Origin of the sequence: Devosia nitrariae, assembly GCF_030160115.1 — a bacterium.
GTDB lineage: Bacteria > Pseudomonadota > Alphaproteobacteria > Rhizobiales > Devosiaceae > Devosia > Devosia nitrariae.
Genome location: NZ_BSNS01000007.1, coordinates 124,754 through 145,301 on the forward strand (window position 1 = coordinate 124,754; position 20,548 = coordinate 145,301).

General features: G+C 62.8%; 20 protein-coding genes. 9 read left to right on the forward strand and 11 right to left on the reverse strand.

The window, feature by feature from the left end:
* Positions 1–6 precede the first annotated feature (6 nt).
* Positions 7–984, reverse strand: a complete 978-nt coding sequence (locus QQK18_RS05820; protein WP_284339364.1) for a Bug family tripartite tricarboxylate transporter substrate binding protein — start codon at positions 982–984, stop codon at positions 7–9.
* Positions 985–1,272: 288 nt separating this feature from the next.
* Between QQK18_RS05820 and QQK18_RS05825 the strand changes: the two genes are divergently transcribed.
* A complete protein-coding gene (locus QQK18_RS05825; protein WP_284339365.1) occupies positions 1,273–1,617 on the forward strand; it encodes an NIPSNAP family protein in 345 nt (114 codons plus the stop codon).
* Between the two features lie 66 nt (positions 1,618–1,683).
* Here the strand turns inward: QQK18_RS05825 and QQK18_RS05830 are convergent, their stop codons facing one another.
* The 5 genes from QQK18_RS05830 to QQK18_RS05850 form a co-directional block, all read right to left on the reverse strand.
* Complete coding sequence (locus QQK18_RS05830; RefSeq protein ID WP_284339366.1) at positions 1,684–2,388, reverse strand: ABC transporter ATP-binding protein; 705 nt, start codon at positions 2,386–2,388, stop codon at positions 1,684–1,686.
* Complete coding sequence (locus QQK18_RS05835; RefSeq protein WP_284339367.1) at positions 2,370–3,050, reverse strand: ABC transporter permease; 681 nt, start codon at positions 3,048–3,050, stop codon at positions 2,370–2,372. Before QQK18_RS05835 ends, QQK18_RS05830 begins: the two co-directional genes overlap by 19 nt.
* 89 nt (positions 3,051–3,139) lie before the next feature.
* Positions 3,140–4,120: an ABC transporter substrate-binding protein gene (locus QQK18_RS05840; RefSeq protein WP_284339368.1), complete on the reverse strand. Its 981-nt coding sequence runs from the start codon at positions 4,118–4,120 to the stop codon at positions 3,140–3,142.
* A gap of 7 nt (positions 4,121–4,127) precedes the next feature.
* On the reverse strand, positions 4,128–5,429 hold the full coding sequence (locus tag QQK18_RS05845) for a PQQ-dependent sugar dehydrogenase (RefSeq protein ID WP_284339369.1): 1,302 nt from the start codon (positions 5,427–5,429) through the stop codon (positions 4,128–4,130).
* 154 nt (positions 5,430–5,583) lie between these two features.
* On the reverse strand, positions 5,584–7,254 hold the full coding sequence (locus tag QQK18_RS05850) for an ABC transporter ATP-binding protein (protein WP_284339370.1): 1,671 nt from the start codon (positions 7,252–7,254) through the stop codon (positions 5,584–5,586).
* 169 nt (positions 7,255–7,423) lie between these two features.
* On the opposite strand from QQK18_RS05850, the gene QQK18_RS05855 reads away from it, so the two are divergent.
* Entirely contained in the window at positions 7,424–8,080 is a 657-nt protein-coding gene (locus QQK18_RS05855) for a helix-turn-helix domain-containing protein (RefSeq protein WP_284339371.1), read from the forward strand.
* Here the strand turns inward: QQK18_RS05855 and QQK18_RS05860 are convergent.
* Complete coding sequence (locus QQK18_RS05860; protein ID WP_284339372.1) at positions 8,043–8,465, reverse strand: VOC family protein; 423 nt, start codon at positions 8,463–8,465, stop codon at positions 8,043–8,045. The two genes, QQK18_RS05855 and QQK18_RS05860, sit on opposite strands and share 38 nt — an antisense overlap.
* A gap of 253 nt (positions 8,466–8,718) precedes the next feature.
* Here QQK18_RS05860 and QQK18_RS05865 point away from each other — a divergent pair, with 253 nt between their 5' ends.
* From QQK18_RS05865 to QQK18_RS05895, 7 genes are all read left to right on the forward strand, one after another.
* Entirely contained in the window at positions 8,719–10,227 is a 1,509-nt protein-coding gene (locus QQK18_RS05865; protein ID WP_284339374.1) for a sugar ABC transporter ATP-binding protein, read from the forward strand.
* Positions 10,227–11,225 (forward strand): ABC transporter permease, encoded by a 999-nt coding sequence (locus tag QQK18_RS05870; RefSeq protein WP_284339375.1) that lies wholly within the window; start codon positions 10,227–10,229, stop codon positions 11,223–11,225. Before QQK18_RS05865 ends, QQK18_RS05870 begins: the two co-directional genes overlap by 1 nt.
* Complete coding sequence (locus QQK18_RS05875) at positions 11,222–12,166, forward strand: ABC transporter permease (protein WP_284339376.1); 945 nt, start codon at positions 11,222–11,224, stop codon at positions 12,164–12,166. The genes QQK18_RS05870 and QQK18_RS05875 overlap by 4 nt, the downstream gene beginning before the upstream one ends.
* A gap of 68 nt (positions 12,167–12,234) precedes the next feature.
* Entirely contained in the window at positions 12,235–13,341 is a 1,107-nt protein-coding gene (locus QQK18_RS05880) for an autoinducer 2 ABC transporter substrate-binding protein (protein ID WP_284339377.1), read from the forward strand.
* 281 nt (positions 13,342–13,622) lie between these two features.
* On the forward strand, positions 13,623–14,096 hold the full coding sequence (locus QQK18_RS05885) for a DUF1203 domain-containing protein (RefSeq protein WP_284339378.1): 474 nt from the start codon (positions 13,623–13,625) through the stop codon (positions 14,094–14,096).
* Positions 14,093–14,491 carry a substrate-binding domain-containing protein gene (locus QQK18_RS05890; RefSeq protein WP_284339379.1) on the forward strand — a complete coding sequence of 133 codons (399 nt, stop codon included), beginning with the start codon at positions 14,093–14,095 and terminating at the stop codon, positions 14,489–14,491. The genes QQK18_RS05885 and QQK18_RS05890 overlap by 4 nt, the downstream gene beginning before the upstream one ends.
* Before the next feature lie 72 nt (positions 14,492–14,563).
* The gene (locus QQK18_RS05895; RefSeq protein ID WP_284339380.1) at positions 14,564–14,815 is read left to right on the forward strand and encodes a type 1 periplasmic-binding domain-containing protein; all 252 of its coding nucleotides are present in this window, start codon (positions 14,564–14,566) and stop codon (positions 14,813–14,815) included.
* Between the two features lie 55 nt (positions 14,816–14,870).
* Here the strand turns inward: QQK18_RS05895 and QQK18_RS05900 are convergent, their stop codons facing one another.
* The 4 genes from QQK18_RS05900 to QQK18_RS05915 form a co-directional block, all read right to left on the reverse strand.
* Positions 14,871–15,527 (reverse strand): DUF2971 domain-containing protein, encoded by a 657-nt coding sequence (locus tag QQK18_RS05900; protein WP_284339381.1) that lies wholly within the window; start codon positions 15,525–15,527, stop codon positions 14,871–14,873.
* A gap of 187 nt (positions 15,528–15,714) precedes the next feature.
* The gene (locus QQK18_RS05905; protein ID WP_284339382.1) at positions 15,715–16,590 is read right to left on the reverse strand and encodes a DUF4238 domain-containing protein; all 876 of its coding nucleotides are present in this window, start codon (positions 16,588–16,590) and stop codon (positions 15,715–15,717) included.
* A gap of 225 nt (positions 16,591–16,815) precedes the next feature.
* Positions 16,816–19,140 (reverse strand): ATP-binding protein, encoded by a 2,325-nt coding sequence (locus QQK18_RS05910; protein ID WP_284339383.1) that lies wholly within the window; start codon positions 19,138–19,140, stop codon positions 16,816–16,818.
* Between the two features lie 46 nt (positions 19,141–19,186).
* On the reverse strand, positions 19,187–20,209 hold the full coding sequence (locus QQK18_RS05915) for a response regulator (RefSeq protein ID WP_284339384.1): 1,023 nt from the start codon (positions 20,207–20,209) through the stop codon (positions 19,187–19,189).
* Positions 20,210–20,548 lie beyond the last annotated feature (339 nt).

Consider the following 20,548-nt stretch of genomic DNA (forward strand, 5'->3'; position numbering starts at 1 on the left):
TTCATCTTACTTGGTGAGGATCCCCTGCTCCACCAGAGCATCCATTTCCTCGAACAGGGTCTGCTGGGTTTCCTCGGCCCATTGCGTGACTTCGGAAGTGCCGAGCCAGCTTGGCGTCACCCCGACATTGGACACCCAATCCTGGAATTCCTGGCTTTCATAGGCGGCCTGATAGGCGGACTCGATCTGCGCGACGATGTCGTCGGGCGTTCCTGCCGGCACGGCGAGAACGATGAAGCTGCCGATCTCGAGATCGACACCATGATCCTTGGCTAGCGGCACGTCCGGATAGGTCGGGTTGGGCGCTGAGGAAAATTCAGCCAGACCCTTCACGGTGCCATCCTGCAAAAGATTGGCAAAATCGCCAAGGCTGGTGACGGCGCCTACCGCTTCCCCGGAGAGGATCGCCTCCTTTTGCGGGCCAGCGCCACCCGGATAGGAGATCACCTGGAACTGGGTATCCGACAGCTGCTGCAACTGCAGAAGCGCCAGGTGCGTGCGCCCGCCAAGGTTCTGCACTGCAACGCGGACGCCTTCGGGATCCTCCTTGGCGGCAGCAAGCAGTTGCTCGAGCGTGTCGTATCCGGCATCGGCGTCGATGACCAATGCGTCCGGTTCGCTGGTCACGCGCGCGACCAGCTTCAGGTTCTCCAGGTCGTAGCTTGGCAACAGCCCCTGCCATGGAATGGTGACCACGCTGTCATAAGTCAGGACACCGATGGTGTAGCCGTCTGTCGGCGCACGCATGACCTGGCTGATGCCGGTGGCACTGACGCCGCCTTCGATGTTTTCGACATACATCGTGCCGCCGATTTCATCCTCGGCGATCTGGGTCAGCTTGCGGGCGATCGCGTCGGTGCCGCCCCCGGCGCCCCACGGCACCACCACGCGTATGTCCCGCTCAGGGTATTGGGCATGGGCCGCAAGCGGCATGGCCAATAGCGCGCATGCCAGAGAAGCCGCGGTAACAAGAATACGTTTCATAGTTCCTCCTCACTGAAAAAAGCACTGTTCAAGCGTCGCCTTTCGGTCGCGCTGGATGGCAGCAGCGTTCTGATGCGTGCCTTCTCTTTTTTGTTTGGCTGCCCGGTGCAAGGCAGCCCGATCAATCCACCAGAACTTGCCGGCCGAGCTTCCCGCGAAGCTATCGGGTTGCACGCGCTGGCTGATATATATTAGTACACTTGATGCGTGCCGTGGCAAGTAGGTGTCCACCGGCAAGGGAAAAAACCTGGCGACTTTGCAGGCTGCTCGCCCAAATCCGGAGGAATGATGATCTACGATCACCGCACCTATACCTGCCGCCCCGGGACCATTCAGCGGCAGTTGCAGCTTTACGCCGAGCATGGCTGGCCTGTTCAGACCCGGCACCTGGGCACACCGCTCCTGTTCGCAGCCACCGAAACTGGCAACGTCAATTCCTATGTCCACATCTGGGTGTATGAGAGCGCAGCCGATCGGGAACAGAAGCGCGCCCGCCTGCAGCAGGACCCGGATTGGATCAGCTACCTGAAAAGGAGCGCCGAGGCGGGAAACCTGATTTCCCAGACCAACACCATCCTCAAACCAGCGCCCTTCTTTGCAGCCTCGGCTCCTCCTTCACAGGCGCCGGACTGATGCCGATGGCCGGAAAAGCTCGGGTGAGCACGTTGGCTAGCATCACATCGCCGAGGCGCGTCTGCGTCAGGCCATGAGCCGCGCGCGGTAGGCGTCGAGCACGGCCTCGTTTCGTTCCGATCGCGGCGTATCCAGCGCGACATCGGCAGCGATTTGCGCCGGCCGTCCCGCAAGCAGGATGATGCGGTCGGCAAGGCGCACGCCATCCTCCACATTATGCGTGACCAGCAACACCGTGGGTCGGCGCGCATCGATCGTCTCGGCCAGAAGCGTGCGCATTTCGGCCGCGAGCGCCGCGTCCAGCGAAACAAACGGCTCGTCCAGCACCAGCAGTCCTGGATTGGCCGCTAAGGCCCGCGCCAGACTCACGCGCCGCTGCATGCCGCCGGACAGCTGATGCGGGAAGTCTCCTCCGCGCCCGGCAAGGCCAACCTGCGACAGCAAGTTCTCCGCGCCCGCTTGATCCAGATCCCTGTTTGCCAGCCGCACATTCTCCAGCGCCGTCAGCCAGGGCAGGAGCCGCGCATCCTGGAACACGAAGCCGGGTGCCGGCGCTTGCGCTGCCGCGACAGCATCGATGGCGATCGAGCCGGAAAAGGCGCGATCGATCCCCGCCACCATCCGCAGCAGACTGGATTTGCCGATGCCTGAAGGCCCGAGCAATGCCACAACGGTGCCGGGCTCGATCGACAGGTTGAAATCGGCAAAGAGCGGTGCTCCCACACCGAAGCGCTTTTCCGTGACGGCGATGTTCAGGCTGGGCGCCGCCATGCACGTGCCCTCCCCTCCAGCGGCCGCAACACGCCATATTCGAAGGCCAGCACCACAATGATGAAGGCGGCGGTATAGGCAAGAATGCCGGTGACGTCGAAGAACTGGAACATGAGGCTGACCCGATAGCCGACGCCGCCATCGCTGCCCAACACCTCGAACACCAGCACGATCTTCCAGATCAGCGACAATCCCGTCCGCGCCGCCGCCAGCACGAACGGCAGCAATTGCGGCCAGTAGATCGTGGCGAGCCGTCGCCGGAAGCCGAGCCGCAGCGCCAGGCCCAGCTCCTCGTATTCGGCGGAAAAGCTGCGCACGCCCTCTCGGATGGTGACGATCACCAGCGGCACCTTGTTGATCATCACGCCGGCGATCAGCGCCGTTTCGGTCAGCCCCAGCCAGATGTAGAGCACGATGGCGACGACAATGGCCGGCAGGTTGAGACCGACCACCAGCCAGGAGGAGAACAGCCGATCGAGGAACGCCTGCCGGCCCAGCACTATGCCCAGAGCCGTTCCCAGCACCATGGCCAGTGCGAACGCCGCCATGGCGCGCACCAGCGTCCGCACGAGATCCGATAGCAGCCGCCCCTCGCTCGCCAGCGCCCAGATTTCCTCCGCCACCATGACAGGCGTCGGAAACAGGCGATGGACGAAGACCATGGCCAGGGCCTGCCATATCACGAGCAGCAGCGGCAGGGACAGAACCTCCCACCCGAGGACGTTTCCCTGCCGTTCGCGCCGTGCCCGGTCTATTTGCGATACCCCTCCCAGAAGGTGCCTGGCGCCAGTTCCGTCTGATCGCCCACCACGTCGCTTCCGCCATATCGTGCAAGAAGCGCGAAGGCCTCTTCTGCGACCGAGACCTCATCCGGATCATACCTGCTGACGATGCCCGCGCGATAATCGTCACGCAACTGCTTGAACAGCGCCGGATCGTCGGCTGCACCCATGAACCCGGCGAGCCCATCCCAGACCGCGTCCTCGGAGAGGAGCGCCGCCTTGGCGTCGAACGATGCATCGAGGAAGCGCTTCAACGCCTCCTCCTTGCCTGCCGCCACGTCCTCGCTGAAGGTCCAGCCCAGCAGCGGCGGCTGTTCGGCAAGGCCAAGGGCGGCGAACATATCGGCCACCGAGATGACCTGCCGCATGCCCGCGGCCTTGCCCCGCGCATTCCAGTGCCAGAAATTGAGCCCGGCATCGATGCCGCCGGAACTGAGCAGTTCGTTGATCAGCGGCGGCGCCCCGAAACGCGCCTCGGCGTCATCGGCCAGCGTGCCGCCCGTCGCCTGCGCATAATAGGCCTGGAGCGTGACCCAGCTCTTGTCCGCCGGCCCGCCGGCAACGCCGATCACCCTGCCCGCCAGATCCTCGACCGCCTCGATGTCGCTTTCCGCCGGCACCATCAGCCCGCCCACGGCCAGCGAGTGGGGCACCATGGTGAAGTCGCTCCCCCGCCAGCGCTGCGCCGAGACCCAGGTGAAGTCGGAAAGGATGACGTCGACCGCACCCGTCTGCAGCGCGATCTGTCCCGCCCGGCTATCGGCAAGCGGGCGCACTTCGAGCGTCACGCCGTGCCGGGCATCGAGCCCGAGATCACGGATCGCCTGGATTTCCCATTGCACCGTGCCGCTTTCCTGTAGACCCAACACCAGGCGCTCTTCACCCCACGACGGAACGACGAGAGCGGCCAGCGTCACACCGGCGGCGACCAGCTTTGCCAAGACCCGCATGGTCGTCTTACGCGCCCGTGACGCGCCAGATGACGTCGCCGACATCGTCGGCCATCAACACGGCGCCGTCTTTGGCCAGAGCCACACCGACCGGCCGCCCATAGGAATACTCCTCGTCGGGCGACAGGAAATCCCTCAGGATGTCCCGCGGCATGCCCACGGGCTTGCCGTCCTGGAATTCAACGAAAGCCAGCTTGTAGCCGGAGAGCTTGGAGCGGTTCCACGAGCCATGCTGGCCTATGGCCATGCCGGCCGAAAAGCCCGGCAGCGTGCCTTGCGGCAGCCAGCAAAGGCCGAGCGAGGCCGTATGGCCGCCCAGCGCATAGTCCGGCTGCAGCGCCGAGGCGACCTTGGCGTTATCCTGCGGCACGCGGTCGTCGACCACCCGGTCCCAATAGCAATAGGGCCAGCCATAGAAGCCGCCATCGACAACCGAGGTCAGGTAATCCGGCGGCGTCTCGTCGCCTAGCCCGTCGCGCTCGTTGACGACGGTCCACAGCACGTCCGTCGACGGTTCCCAGGCCATGCCAACCGGATTGCGCAGCCCCCCGGCAAAGATGCGCGATTTGCCCGTGGTCAGGTCCAGCTCATGGATGCAGGCGCGGTTCTCTTCGGCCGCCATGCCCGCGTCCCCGATATTGCTCTGCGAACCCACCGCCACATAAAGCCTGGTGCCGTCCTTGCTGGCGATGAGGTTGCGCGTCCAGTGGCCGCCGGGAACGAGGTCCATCAGCTTCTTGCCCGCCGTCGTGATCTTCGTCGCCCTGGCTTCATAAGGGTAGGCCAGCACAGCGTCGCTGGCGCCCACATAGAGCGTGTCGCCGAGCAACACCATGCCGAAGGGCTGGCGGACGTTCTCGATAAGGGCGTGCCGTTCCTCGGCCACCCCATCGCCGTCGGCATCCCGCAGCAACGTCACACGGTTGGGGCTTTGGCCCGAGGCCCTGGCCCGCTTCAGGGTCGCGTGCATGGCGTGGTCGAAGAGCGTGCGCGGCTTGCCGCCTTCACCCATGGATTCGGCGACCAGCACATCGCCATTGGGCAGCACATGGACATTGCGCGGATGGACGAGCCCCTTGGCGAAGGCATTGACCTTGAGGCCCGGCGCCGGGGTCGGCTTGTGGTCGCCTTCCCAGCCCTTGGCAGTCGGCATCTTCAGCGTCGGAATGCTGCCCTGCGGCTTGGGCATGGGGATCGCGGGCTCTGTGCCATAGGCTGGGGATTTTGGTCCTTCACCGGAATGGCGGATGGCAACGGCGGCGCCGCCCACAAGGGCAACGAAACGGGCAAACAAGGAGGGCTCGGCCAATGGGGTCGTCTCGACAAAAGGGGACAGAATAAGGCGGGACCGCAACGTTAATGCCTTTGCGGCGCCTGCACTAGGGGCTCTGCACAGATCACTGTGCAGATGTGCCAGCTGCCAAGTTTTGCGCCGGCGTCGTCACATCCGCGCTGTGGGGGGGTTACGGCTGCGTGCCGATGGGGCCGATTCTGACCACTTTGTCGTCGGGAGCGATGACGCTGACGCGGTGGGTGATGGCAATGATGGTGACTTCATCACGGATGAGGCGCAGCTGGTCCATGATGTCTTTTTCGGTTTCGGCATCGAGGGCCGAGCTCGCTTCATCCAGAAGCACGACGGCCGGATCGGCATAGAGGGCGCGGGCAATGGCGATGCGCTGGCGTTCGCCGCCGGAGAGCTTGAGCCCGCGCTCGCCGACGACGGTGTCAAAGCCGGCCTCGAGCCCTTCGATGAAGGCGAGGATCGCGGCGCGTTCGGCGGCGCGACGCAAACGGGCCTCATCAAAAGGCCTGCCGAGGACGATGTTGGTCGCCAGCGTATCGTTGAGAAGCACGATGTCTTGCGGGACCGCAGCGACATGAGCGAACCAGTCGGTGCGCGAGACCGCGCCAAGATCGGTGCCGTCGACGGTGATGCTGCCCGATGTCGGCCGCATGTCCTTCAAAAGCAGCTTGAACAGGGTTGATTTGCCCGCGCCGGTATCGCCGGTGATGTAGGTGATCGTGCCGCGGCGGGCGGTGAAGCTGATCTCGGAGACGCCACGGCCATTGGGATAGAGGTAGGAGACGTCTTCAAAGCCGATGACGCCCTCGCTTACCGCGAAGGTGTCGGTGGTTTCGGGATCGTCATGGGCGTCGGCCTGCCACATGCGGGCAAAGGGCAGGAAATTGGAATAGGACTGGGCGAATTGCTGGATGGCCTGGCCCATCATCTGAAAGGGCAGGTTGAGCTGGAGGAGGAGGGTGTTGAACAGGACCAGATCGCCGACCGTCAACTCGCCGGCGGCGACGCGCGGGACGAGCAGCCAGAGGCTGATGGCGAACTGAACGGTGAGCGCGAGGCCGAAGATGAAGGCATATCGCACATGGGTGGTGGCGTAGCGGCCAAAGGCTTCGAGAACCGTGCGCTCGCGATTGGTGAACTGTCCGATCATCCAGCCGGCTGACTGGAACTGGCGCAGTGTGTCCATCGAGGAGATGGCGTTGCCTACAAAGCGCGAGCTTGCCTGGGATTGCTCGATGGCCTCGTCCAGGTGTGGGCGAGTGACCGAAGCGGCACGGGCGACGAGCGCCACATAGACGACGCCATAACCGAAAACGATGAGCGCGATATCGAAATCGAGCACCGTGCCCAAAAGCCCGAGGGCGAGGATCAGCTGCGTGACGCTGGGGAGGACCGCGGCGAGGGCGAACTGGACGACGATGTTGAGCGCTCTCTCGCCCTTCTGCTGGGCGTTTTCGATCTCGGCGGGGTTGTGATCGAGAAAGAAGGACGAGGTCTTTTCGACCAGCCGGGCAAAGAACGAGGTGGACGTGACGAAGTTGAGGCTCTCCGAGGTCATGAAGGTGAGAAAGCTCGACATGCGCTGAAATGCGTAGGCGGCGCCCATCAGGACCGCATAGGCCATGAACGCCCAGATGAGGCCGCTGGCGACCGATGCAGCGGAGAGCTGATCGATGAGGCGGGAAAAGAGATACGGCGCGCCGATGGACGCGAGCGTGCCCAACAGCGTGGTGGCGAGCACGGCGAGAAGCACCAGCCGGGCCGTCTTGAGGTAATGGAAGAGGATCGTCCTCAGCGGTGGGGCAACCAGAGCCAGATCCAGTTTCACGGTCGCCTCCTCTCGCCTTGGGGTCAAAGCCTAAGCGATTCGGATGACGGGCGAGACGTCTACGCTCGCCGCCTGCAAGAGGCCGTCACCCCCGTCTGATTCTGCCACTGCCATTGTTCGCACCTGGCGCTCGGACTAGGCTTCGATCTTTCCTGGCGAACAGAGATCCATGAGCGTCTGCGATCCGATCCTGCAACAGTGGCGCTACTGCCGCACCGCCAGCGCAGATGCCACGGTTCTTCCCGATGGCTGCCGCGACCTGATCATCCGGGTCACGCCGGATGGTCGCTCGAGCCTCGAGCTTTGCGCACTCGATGACCGGACGCGCAAGGTGCACCTCACCGCTGGTGAATGTCTCATCGGCTTGCGCCTGCGCCCGGGCGCCAGCGTTCCCGCTTCCGTTCTGAGGCAACTCCGGATGGAGTTCGCGACAGGCGATGACCATGAGCGCATGCAAATGCGACTTCTCGATGCCATCCATACGCACGTCAGGCTCAACGAAGAACCGATCGCTGCCATCCTCGAAACGACAAGCGTTAGGGCGGCTGCACGCCAGCTCGGCGTTTCACCGCGCACGCTGCACCGCTATCTGGTCTCGGCAACCGGCCGGGCGCCATCCTTCTGGTTCGACCTTGCTCGGGCCCGGAGGGCGTTGGCGGGACTGGCGACCCAGGCCGACCTGGCCTCGATCGCTTTCCTTTCAGGCTATGCCGATCAGGCGCACATGACCCGCTCGTTCCGGCACCGCTTCGGCCACACGCCCGGCCGCTTCCGAAAGAACGAGGCCCTCATGCGCCTCGCGGCACATCCGGGCCTTTCTGGATGAACGGCGCGAACGCGTCACTCGCCGGTATGGCCTTGTGGCAATAGACGACAACCCCCGCCGGATCGATCACGCCGAAGCCGCGATGGCCCCAGGGATTGTCGGCAAGGGGAATGACGATCGTTTCGCCGGCGCTGCTCATGCGCGCGTGCATATGGTCGACATCGTCGACAGTAAGGTTCAGCATGCCGCCCGCACGGAACGGCTCGGCCCCATCGCGCGGCTCCATGAAGCCGATTTCCGGCGCGTCGGGCTCTTTGCCCAGCCTCACCAGGACGTACCAGCCGCAGTCGAAGGGCGACCAGGTGTCGAAATAGCGCTCGTAGAAGGCGCGGGCGGTCGCCACCTGCGGCGTAATGAATGTGATGGAAGATGCCGTAACGATCATGGGGAGCTCCAGTCAGTAACGCCCCATGACTGCACGGCCCGCCTGACGCTGTCTTGAATGGTTCGGACAGGCGACGGCATCGGCCGAACCGACCATCCGCAACTGGCCGCGTCCCACCAACCGCAGACACTAGCAACCCGCGCAAAAATAACCCAAACTGAGGTCCAACACGCAGTGCAAACAATGCGCTCGGGGAGGATCTGTTGGCCCACACCCGCTTGCTTGTCGCGAGGCTCCCTCAGGGAGGCCGGCATTGACGGTAGAGGTCAGGCTGGAGCGAGTGTCGAAGTCGTTCGGCGGCGTTCGCGTGCTGAGGGATGTCGACTTCGACGTCCGGGCGGGCGAGGTCCACGCGCTCCTGGGAGAGAACGGCGCGGGCAAGTCGACGCTGATCAAGATCATCGCCGGCGTCCATGCACCCGATACGGGACTGATCCACATCGGTGACCAGCAGTTCAGGGCGCTGAGCCCCCGAGAGGCGCGCAAAGGCGGCATCGCCACGGTCTACCAGGAGCTGCTGCTGTTCCCGGAGCTGACCGTCACCGAGAACATCTTCCTCGGCAACGCGCCGCGCGGGCGCCTCAACATGCTCGACTGGCAACAGATGCGCCGACGCGCGCGCCAGCTGCTGGATTCGCTCGACAGCCCCGACCTCGATGTCGATGCCAAGGTCGGCAGCCTTTCGGTTGCCAATCGGCAGCGCGTCGAGATCGCCAAGGCGCTGAGCCAGGATGCGCGGGTCGTCATCATGGACGAGCCCACCGCCGCGCTGGCCGACGCCGACGTCGAGCGGCTGATGGCTGTCATCAAGCGCCTGCGCGAGCGGGGCGTTGCCATCATCTATGTCAGCCACAAACTGCCCGAGATCTTCGCGCTGGCCGACCGCGTGACCGTGCTGCGCGACGGGGCGCTGATCGGCACGCGGCCGATCGCCGAGGTCACCGAGCAGACGCTCGTCGCCATGATGGTCGGCCGCGAGATCGACCACATGTTCCCCAAGGCCGAAGCCGCGATCGGGGAAACGATCCTCAAGGTGCGCAATCTCTCCTACGGGCAGCGGGTCAAGGACATCTCGTTTGACCTCAGGCGTGGCGAGATCGTCGGCGTTGCGGGGCTGGTCGGGGCCGGCCGGACGGAGCTGGCGCTCACCATCTTCGGCATCACCCCTGCCGACAGCGGCACCATCGAGGTCGATGGCAAGCCGGTGAGGATCCTGAGCCCGAGGCAAGCGCGCAATCTCGGCATCGCCTATGTCCCGGAAGACCGCGGGCTGCAGGGCCTCGTCAGACCCATGACCATCGCGCAGAACACGTCGATGGCGGCGCTGCGCCACGTGGCCAGCGGCATTTTCATCAGCCTCACGCGCGAGGCGAGGCAGGCCGTCGAGGCCATTGCAAGTCTCGGCGTGCGCGCCCGTGGGCCCGACCAGGTGGTGGCGCAGCTTTCCGGCGGCAACCAGCAGAAGGTCGTGCTCGGCAAGTGGCTGGAAACTCACCCGCTTATCCTCATCATGGACGAGCCGACACGCGGCATCGACGTCGGCGCCAAGGCGGAGATCCATGCGCTGATGAGCCGGCTGGCCAAGGAAGGGATGGCTATCCTGATGATTTCGAGCGAGCTTCCGGAAGTGCTGGGGATGAGCGACCGCATCCTGGTGATGCATGGCGGCCGGCTGGCGGCAACGATCGACCGGGCCGATGCAACACCCGAGACCGTGGGTGCGGCGATGACGCAGGCCGGTGCGGCCGGGGTGGCGGCCTGATGTCCGTGGAAGCTGCTCCCGCATTCCGCCCACGCCGCAGTGGCCTCACACGGTTCGTCTCGGCCTATGGCCAGGAGATCGTCATCGCCTGCGCGATCCTCATCCTCTTCGCGGTCGTTTCGTTGATCAACCCGCGGTTCCTCGGCGCCAACAACCTCAACACCATCATTTCGGGCAATGCCTATATCGCCGTGGCGGCGATCGGCATGTCGATGATCATCATCACGGGCAACATCGACGTTTCGGTCGGGGCCCTGATCGGCGTCCTCGCCACCATCTCGGGCACGCTGGCGGTCGCCGGATATCCGGTGTGGGTCGCCTGGGGGGCGCCGATCCTCGCCGGCGCTGCCATCAATGCGGTGGTCGGCGCGCTGGTCGCCTATGGCAAGATACCCAGCATCGTGGTGACGCTCGGCATGCTGTCCATCCTTCGCGGCGGGCTGGTCTCGATCACCGGCGGCGCCTGGATCAGCAATCTGCCGCCCGACTTCCTGCTGGCCCAGCAGCGCCTGCTGGGCGTGCCGGCGCCGGTCTGGTTCATGGTGATCTGCACTGTCATCGCCTTCCTCTGGATGCGCTACTCCGCCTTCGGCCGCTCACTCTACGCCATCGGCGGCAACTCGGAAGCGGCCCGCGCCGCGGGCATTCCGATCGAAAGGCGCATCGTCGAGGTGTTCGCGATCCACGGCGCCATCGCCGGCGTCGCCACCATCCTCTTTGCCACCCAGCTCCAGATCATCCAGTCGACCGTGCCGCCCAACCTGGAACTCACCATCATCACCGCATCGGTGATCGGCGGTGTCTCCATCCTCGGGGGCACCGGCACGGTGATCGGCTCGACCCTCGCCGCGATCCTGTTCTCGGCGATCGGGGCGGGGCTCATCTTCGTCAACGTCTCCGCCTACTGGCTGCGCGCGGTCATCGGCCTCCTGATCCTCATCACGGTGCTGATCGACATGCTCCGGCGCAACCGCGAAACACGGCAAGCCAGCCGATGACGATCAAAAAGCTCCTTCGGCACGAAACCATTCTCGCGGTGCTGGTGGTCCTGGCACTGATCGTGCTCGCCGCGCAGTCCCCCAGGTTCTTCACCGTCGATAACCTGTTGAACCAGGGCCGGCTGATGACCGAGGTGGGGCTCATCGCCATCGTCATGACCTTCGTCATCGTCACCGGCGGCATCGATCTTTCGGTCGGCTCGATCCTCGGCATGAGCGCAATCATGCTGGGCGTGTTCTGGAAGAATTTCGGACTACCACTGGAGCTGGCGATCTTCCTTGCTCTCATGGTCGGGACCCTCGCCGGCCTCTTCAACGGCCTGATCATCACCCGCTTCAAGGTGCCGCCGCTGATCGCAACGCTCGGCACGCTCGCCCTCTACCGCGGCATCGCCGAGGGGGTGTCGCAAGCCCGTTCGGTGCGCGGCTATCCCGACTGGTTCTATGTTCTCGGGCAAGGCCAGGTGCTGGGAGTGCCGACGCAGCTGTGGCTGCTCGGCATCGTCGCGGTCGTCGCCGCAGTGATCCTCGGCATGACCACCTGGGGACGGATGACCTATGCCACCGGCTCCAACGAGACGGCTGCCAGGTTCTCGGGGCTCCGCGTCGACCGGGTCAAGCTTCTGATCTATTCAGCCTCGGGCTTTGCCGCGGCGCTCGCCGCCGTGATTTTCGTGTCGCGTGTGTCGACCACCCGTTCGGACATGGGCACCGGCGTCGAGCTCGACGCCATCACCGCGGTGGTCCTGGGGGGAACCTCGATCTTCGGCGGTCGCGGCACCATCATCGGCACCCTGCTGGGGCTGATCCTGATCCAGGCCCTGAAGAACGGCCTGTCGCTCGCGGGCGTCAAGAGCGACGGCACCATCGTGTTGATCGGCGCCGTGCTGATCCTCACCATCCTCATTTCCAACCTTTTCCACCGGGACGGCACCCGATGATGAACTGAAAGAACCAGCGCCGCGAGCCTTGCCGGGTTTGGGTTCGGGCCACATGGAGGAGAGACATTATGCTGAAGAAGACCTTAGTCGCCCTGTCCGTGCTGTCGCTCTCGACCGGCATGGTGCAGGCCCAGGGGACGTGGACCGGCGGCGACGACCTGCCGACCACCCCCCTCGCCTGCGACGGCACCGCGGCAACGCCGGCCGCCAAGGAATATGATGGCGGCGTCCCAACAAATCCGCCGGACCGGGCCGGCCAGGAGATCACCGTCGTCGACGTGCCCAAGCTCATCGGCATCGGCTATTTCGACGCGACCTCCAAGGGCATTGCCGAGGCCGCGGCCGAAATGGGCAACATGAACGCCACCACCGACGGCCCGACGGAAGCCAATATCGACGACCAGATCACGTTGATCGACAACTACATCACCTCGGGCGTCGACGGCATCCTCTTTGCCGCCAACGACCCGGTGGCGATCGCGCCGGTCCTGAAGAAGGCGCTTGAAGCGGGCATCAACGTCGTCGGCTACGACGCCAACTCCGAGCCCGATGCCCGCCAGTGGTTCGTCAACCAGGCCGAATTCAACGGCATCGCCAAGGCGATGATCGACAGCCTTGCCGCGGAAGTCGGCGAAGACGCAAGCTTTGCCATCGTCACCTCGACCTTCACCACGCCCAACCAGGCGCGCTGGATCGCCGAGATGGAAGCCTACGCCACCGAGTGCTATCCGAACCTCCAGTGGCTGGAGACGGTGGAAGCGCAGGAGGACAATATCCTCAGCTTCAATCAGGCCAACACCCTGATCAACAAGTATGGCGATGACCTCAAGGGCATCCTTGGCATGACCTCGGTCGCAACCCCTGCCGCTGCCGATGCCGTGACCCAGGCCGGCCAATGCGGCAACATCGCCGTCATTGGGCTCGCAACCCCCAACGCCATGAAGCCCTATGTCGATGCCGACTGCGTCAAGTCCGTCGTGCTGTGGAACCCGGTGGACCTCGGCTACGCCGCCGCCTACGTCATGCGGGCCACCGCCGATGGCGAACTGCAGCCGGGTGACACCGAGGTTGAAGCCGGGAAGTTGGGGACCCTTTCGGTGATCAACGGCTCGGAGATCCTGCTCGGGGCGCCGTTCATTTTCACCAAGGAGAACATCAACGACTTCGATTTCTAAAGGTCAGAGACACAAGGGTGCCGGTGATTCCGGCACCCTTTCGGCTTCCGGCTTGCTGCGTCTGAGGTGGGGCAAGGACCAACCCGCCGATACTCTGACAATCTCAAGCTCCTTCAAGACATCATGCACGGTCCGTTCCTGGCGACCCGCCGGCAGCTCTCACAGGCATGGGCCGGAACGCTTCGCCTGAAGCGCGCTTGGCACACCTGCAACCGGCCTGTCAAAATCGGGTCGCCCTGCAGCGACAATTGGGGTCGAACTCCTGGCGAAAGGAATTCGCCATGACCCTACGTTTTCTTGGAATGCCAAGTGAACTTGCCGCGGCCTATCGCGACGGCGCCGTCGATGCCAACGGGCAGGTGCCCGAGCTGCACATATCGGATGGCAAAGGCGTTCCATGCCGCCATTGCCTCGGTTACGTCTCCGAGGGGGAAGCCTATCTGGTGCTCGCCCACCGACCGTTCCCGGCGCCACAGCCCTATGCGGAGATCGGTCCGGTGTTCCTGCATGCGGAGCAGTGTCCAGCCTACGACCCGGCTCGGGGGCTGCCGGAGCGTCATCGCAACAGCAACGACAGGCAAATCCTGCGTGGCTACGGGAAAGACGATCGCATCGTCTACGGCACCGGGACCGTGGTGCAGCCCGACGAGATCGAAGGTCAGGCCGACCTCATCCTTCGGCGCTCCGACGTCGCGTATGTGCATATGCGCTCGGCTGCCAACAACTGCTTTACGCTCAGGATCGAGCGCGGATGACCCGAGCGTCGACGGCATCCTCTTTTGCCGCCAACGATCCAGTCGCGATCGCGCCGGTCTTGAAGAAAGCCCTTGAAGCCGGCATCAACGTCGTCGGCTACGACGCCAACTCCGAGCCCGATGCCCGCCAGTGGTTCGTCAACCAGGCCGAGTTCAACGGCATCGCCAAGGCGATGATCGACAGCCTTGCCGCCGAAGTGGGCGAGGAGGCGAGCTTTGCCATCGTCACCTCGACCTTCACCACGCCCAACCAGGCGCGCTGGATCGCCGAAATGGAAGCCTACGCCACCGAGTGCTATCCGAACCTCCAGTTGGCTGGAGACGGTGGAAGCGCAGGAGGACAACATCCTCAGCTTCAATCAGGCAAACACCCTGATCAACAAGTATGGCGATGACCTCAAGGGCATCCTCGGCATGACTTCGGTCGCCACCCCTGCCGCCGCCGATGCCGTGACCCCGGCCGGCCAATGCGGCAACAACGCCATGAAGCCTATGTCGACGCCGACTGCGTCAAGTCCGTGGTGTTGTGGAACCCGGTGGACCTTGGATACGCGGCTGCCTATGTGATGCGGGCAACAGCGGATGGCACGCTGCAGCCGGGGGATACAGAGGTTGAGGCCGGGAAGCTGGGGACGTTGTCGGTGATCAATGGTTCGGAGATTTTGCTCGGCGCGCCGTTTATTTTCACCAAGGACAATATAAACGAGTTTGAGTTCTGAGGGTGATGAAGCGCGGGGTGCCGGGGATGCCGGCACCCTGGTTCGTGTTATTGTATCATTTCCACGCCGACTTGCGCTTGTTCTCCACGACGGCGAACTCCTTGAACCCCGGACGCGCCTTGAACGCTTCCACACCGGTGCCGTGCGTGCCGAGCACATCACTGAGACGGGCCCGCGTGACCGGACTGCGCGCCCCAACGATGACCTGCTTGAGCGTCAACAGATCGGTGAATGGCAGAAAATACAGCTCGCTAACGGGGTCCCTATCTTCGAGCCGGCAGAATGCTCGGTGTTCGGATTCATAGCTCCACGCCGCAAACTTCATGCCCAGCATCTCTTTCATGTGGGCTTCGGTCATGTGGTGAAGTGACGTCAGTCCGAACTCTGTGGGCGTCAACCGCTTCGAATAGTACTTGACGGGCTCGAATATGTCGCCGTCTAGCACATCGAAGCCGAGCGCAAGCCCCTTGTGCTTATCGGCGTAGTGGCCCCAGAGCAGCGGATGGGTCCAGTCAGAGCTCAGGCAGATCATGCCATATCGCGCGTTCATAGCTTTCTTGAATCCGTTGAAGGCTCGACGACCCGCGCGATCGAGCGCCAGTCCTATGAACTCAAAAGGGTCGTTCAATTCGTCTATGCGAGCGACTTTCAGCCGCCGGTCCCGGATGGCCTGCAAACCGAAGTCAGACGTCGTGAAGTAGTAGAGCCTCATTCGTCGCCCGCAGTACGCCATTCATGCAGCATGATACCTGTAGCTCTCGCACGGCCTCATCCACGGCAGCAGTGTATTCCACCGTAACACCTACCGCCTTGCTTTCTGGCACGTGCACAGACTTGGCCAGATATTCAGCGGTGTCGGGCCTGGACCGTGTGTCATGGCCCCACGGCAAGTTGGCGGCTCATTTGCCATGACCTACCGGGTCGGCATAGAGATCGGTGCCGATCGATAGCGCGAAAGCCCGTTCGGCGTCGAAATTGCTGCGATTGGAGAGGACAAATCGAGACGCCATAAATACCTGCCCACTATTCTCGTTTGTTACCATGCTATTGTCGAGCGCCACCGGTGAAAGACAATCGGCGAACTTCGAAAGCTTCTGGAAGGGCGGATCGCCGGGATAGGCATAGAGGATGATGTCGGGTGCCAGCGGAAACACGATATACACGCCCGGCGCTAGTATCCCTGCCTTCAGCCAACGGCGATTATCTGCGGTGCGAAAGGCGATGGGATTGTCCGACGTGACGAACGGCGTCGCGGTCTCGTTGCGTGCGAAGACCCAGCATGCCCCGCCAAAGCGTGATGCCAGACCGTTGGTCAACCCCTCATCCCACATTACCTCAGTGTGAAGGCGCCGCTGTTCATCTGCGGTCAGCTCTTCCCCGTCACCGATCGCGGCATAGGCCGACAGAGTGTCACGCGTGTCGGCGGTGCGCAGAAACTGCACGGCGATATATAGGGCTACGAGCTGTCGGTCGGCTGCAGAAATCTCGACCTTGTCGAGTGGCTCCATCATGCGGAGCCAGCTAAGCCACTGTTCTGTGATCAGCGCCACTTCGCCTTCCAGCGTCGACAGTTGCTTCTCCATCGTCATCGGATCGTGGCCATACGCCTCATATTGGGTCAGCCGGTAGAATTGCTTTTCGGCCGCGACACGCCCGGGTGACGTTCGAAAGGTTCTGTCCCGATCGCGATCCCAGACCCACAAGCGTCCCGTTGCGTCGGTGAAACGCCGCAGGTGAAATTGCGGAACGTAATGATGGAGCTTGGGATCGTTCATGACTGTCAGCCCTATCAGCTGGATCGCGGTCCCCGTAGCTGGAAGACCTCCGGTCGCTCTTCTCACCGCATGATCTCGGATCTCGTGGGCAAGTATAGATCAAGCTGCGCAGGGGGGAGACACGACGCCAGGGAGGCATATCGCGATGTGCCATTTTGACAATATAGCTGATGATACCGCCAGCCTACGTCGGAGCAAGCCGCAACTCGTGGACAGCACAGATTGCTATCGGGATCGCCTCAGGGCCGCCAACGATTTAACGGCAGGGTCTATGAGATCGATCAAAGGTGCGACCGCCGACTCCATCGTAGCTGCGGTGGCCTTATCCAGTTCCAGCAGCGCCTCTTTAGCCCTGCTCTGGAGCGCTGTAAGGCCAAACTGACCAGCTGTACCCGCGACGGTGTGGCAAATCTTTCGAGCACTCAGAAGGTCGCCGTTTCTGACGGCTTGAGCGAGTGCTTCCGCCCTGCTGGAAAGGGAAACGCTTGCCTGCAGGAGGCTGTCAACGAAGTCGTTGCTGTCAAGGCTGCGTTCTAGCTTCGCCATTCTCTCGGCATCGAATTCTGGCGGATACTCAAACCCCATGCTCCGCTCCTTGCGCAACAGTTGGGCGTCGGAGAACGCCGCGAGAATATCCTCGGCGTAGAACGGTTTTTCCACGACCCCATGGAACCCAAGGGATTTGTAGATACCTCGCTGGGTGGAAGAGGCATCCCCTGTGACGGCGAAGAACACGGGAATGAATCCAGCGCCTTGATCAAACGCGTCGAACTCCTCCTTCACCTCGGTGCCACGTATGCCGGGGAGATGCATGTCTAGGAGTACGCAATGAAATTCTCGCTCCTGCAGCAGGGCGAGTGCAGTTTCACCATCCGGCGCGGTCGTGACGTCGTGGCCGGCCGTGATGGCGATGGTTTGGATAACGTGCAGTATCGACGCATCATCTTCAACGATGAGAATACGAAGGACATCGGACCTTGTGGGGGAACTCTCGACGGAGGGTCTGGCATAATCGTTCTCTGCCATACCTGACGCGGGGCCGCTGACTGACGTGCTCACCTCGCTGCCGCGCCGCTCGACCACCGGCGCCAGAGCGTCCATCACCCGCGCGCGGGGGAAGCTGGCGATCACCTCAGTGCCGAAGCGCACTTTCGAGATCAGGTCAAAGCGACCCTGGTGCAGTTCCATGAGGTTCCGGACGATGGTCAATCCGAGCCCCGCACCCTGTTCGGCGGTCTTCTGGGCGAGTGAGCCTTGTCCGAAGGACGAGAACACCGTCTCGATCTCCTCCTCAGGAATGCCCGGGCCGTTGTCCTTGACCGAAATCAGCTGTCCGCCATCGGCGCTGCGGTTGATGACGAGGGTGACCTTGCCGCCCTGGGGCGTGAACTTGATGGCATTGGAGAGGAGGTTGAGGACCACCTGGCGGATGGCCCGTTCGTCGCCCCACAGCTTGGGCAGGTTCTTGCCGTAGCTGAAGGTGAGGTCGATGCCCTTGGCCTTGGCGCGTGGTCCGAGCATCTCCACGCACTTGGCGGCTACTTCTGTTAGGGAGAGTGCCTCCTCACTGAGGTCATACTTACCCGCCTCGATGCGACTGAGGTCGAGCAGTTCGCTCACCAAGTCGAGAAGGTGCCGTCCCGAGTCCTTAATAGCCCGAAGCGACAGTCGGCGATCCTCTTCGCTCTGCGTCACCAATTCCATCAGTTCCGCGTTGCCGATTACGCTGGTAAGTGGCGTGCGCAGCTCATGGCTCATGGTGGCAAGAAACAGCGACTTAGCCATGTTAGCCTGCTCGGCGTGCCGGCGCGCTTCGTCGGACATGTGCTGGGCCTCTTCGAGCTCGGCGATCAGCGAGTCTTTCTCGGCCTGGTGCGAGATGCGCTCGAGTTCGGAGGCGTGCAACTGGCGGGCGAGATAGACAAAGAAGATCTCGGCACAGAGGACGATGGCGCCCAGCGTATAGTTGAGCGTGCCACCTGCGGAAACGAGGTTGATGCTGACCGTGAGCGTTGCCGGCAGCGTGCTCATCACCGTTGCCGGGGTCAGCGTGCGCGTGGCGACCGCGTTGGAGGCGATGCTGACCAGAACCATGGCGAAGGTCACGACCGCCAGGGCGTCGGCCTGGGTCAGGAGGCCGAACAGCGGAATGAGCGACCAGGTGATGCCGTAGACTGTCTCGGCGGCCACGAAATTGGTCGTCCAGTGCTCCGCGTTGAACTTGGCCGCCTCCGTGTGTTGGAACCGCCGGCACATCAAGGCCACCGCCAGGAGGCTCAACAGCACCATGCCTGCCCAGACAGCCGTGAAAACGAATGGCACCCAGAAGCTCGCCACCACCGCGAGGATGACGACGATGGCCGAGATCGGCAGCGCCGCGCCGATTCGCGAGCCGGTATAGGCCTGCATCAGCTCATAGTCGAACGACGCGCGCGTGCCCGAGCTGGAAGTCAGCCGCTGACGCGCATCGAGCACAGTTTTTTGGATGTTGCGGCGTACGTCGCGCCCCATTTTCGCGCGCACATCTGGCTCATGCGGCGGTATGGGCATGGCTGTCACCCCCCGCCCACCAAGTGGGGCTGTTCACCATTCCTCACTACTTAACTCGTTGACCGACGGTTCGGCGCATGACGCTTGCAATTCTCGCCAGCAGTTCCTCGGGGTCGAACGGCTTCGTGATATAGTCGTCGCCTCCAACCTCAAAGCCTGCGATCTTGTCGGCCGATCCAGACCGTTGGGTAAGGAAGATTATCGCCAACTCCTGTGTTCTTCGTATCTCTCGCGCAAAATCCAACCCATCGCCGTCCGGAAGTTCCATATCGAGCAATACCAGATCCACCTTCGAGGACGCGAGCAAATCGGCTGCCTGCTTGTTGGTCCCCGCCCGCAGAACATTAAAGCCTTCTCGCTGCAACAATGCCGCGAGTAGCGCTTGGATGGAGCCATCGTCTTCGACCACTAGCGCGGTTCTTGGTTTATCTGCGGGCGGGAGAGCTGCGGTTACGCGCATATCCCTGGTACCCATGGGCAACAACTGTAGCTTGTTCGCGTCAACGCCTGACCGACACAGAAGGCGGGGAGTGTTCTCCTCCGGTATACCTTCCAGCATCAGTGCCAAGACGCCTTGTTCGAAAGCTTCCCCGACTGTTCGACCAAATCCGAGGGCGCTATAGAACGACCCTGCGAAGGTAATGGCAGCCCCATCACCGATTGCTTGGCTCATTCCAATTGCGCAATCGACATACTCAGTGATTGCGTCCGCTTGGCTTCGCGAGAAGCAGGCATTGAGAACCACAACGCTGATATCGTCCTTGAGGGCCTTGAAGAGCGCCGCCATTGCGGCCTTGCCTACAGGCTGCGCGTTCCCTGCCTCATTGGTAAGAATAATTTCATCAGCCTCACTTCCATGGCCGCTGAAATGCACGACATGCGGTCGAAATCGGTTGAGATGCTCGAGTAGATCTTGCGGCCGCGCAGCCCATTTGGCGATCAACTCAATGCTATCACCGTGATCGGACGCCTGAAGGCTCTTCTCTATCGATCGAACTTCCTCGTCCAGCATCAGACGTCCGGTATTTGCTGGATTTGCCGACACCATCAACACACGCGTCTTCGCCATTCGAGACTGCCCGATCTATGATCAAATACGATAGTGTTGAAGCCTATCCTCAAGATCTAGTTACTTCCAGCGCTGCGAAGTTCAGTTCCACCTGAGAAGCCAGTCTTGATGGCGAGGCAATGACCGTTGGCGCGCGCTTTGAAAATCCACAACCACGCCCTGCCCATGTGTCGCGAAACCTTCTTCTACTCCCGCAAGTCAGCATGCTGCACCAGCGGCGTTTGCCGCCGGCCAGCCCTCAGCGGGCAGGCACGCAGCCTTTCGCACGGCAGGGTGAGGGTTTCGACCAAAAGCAGGGCGAAGAATTCTGTGACGGCGACCTGGAGCCGCCAGCTCTCG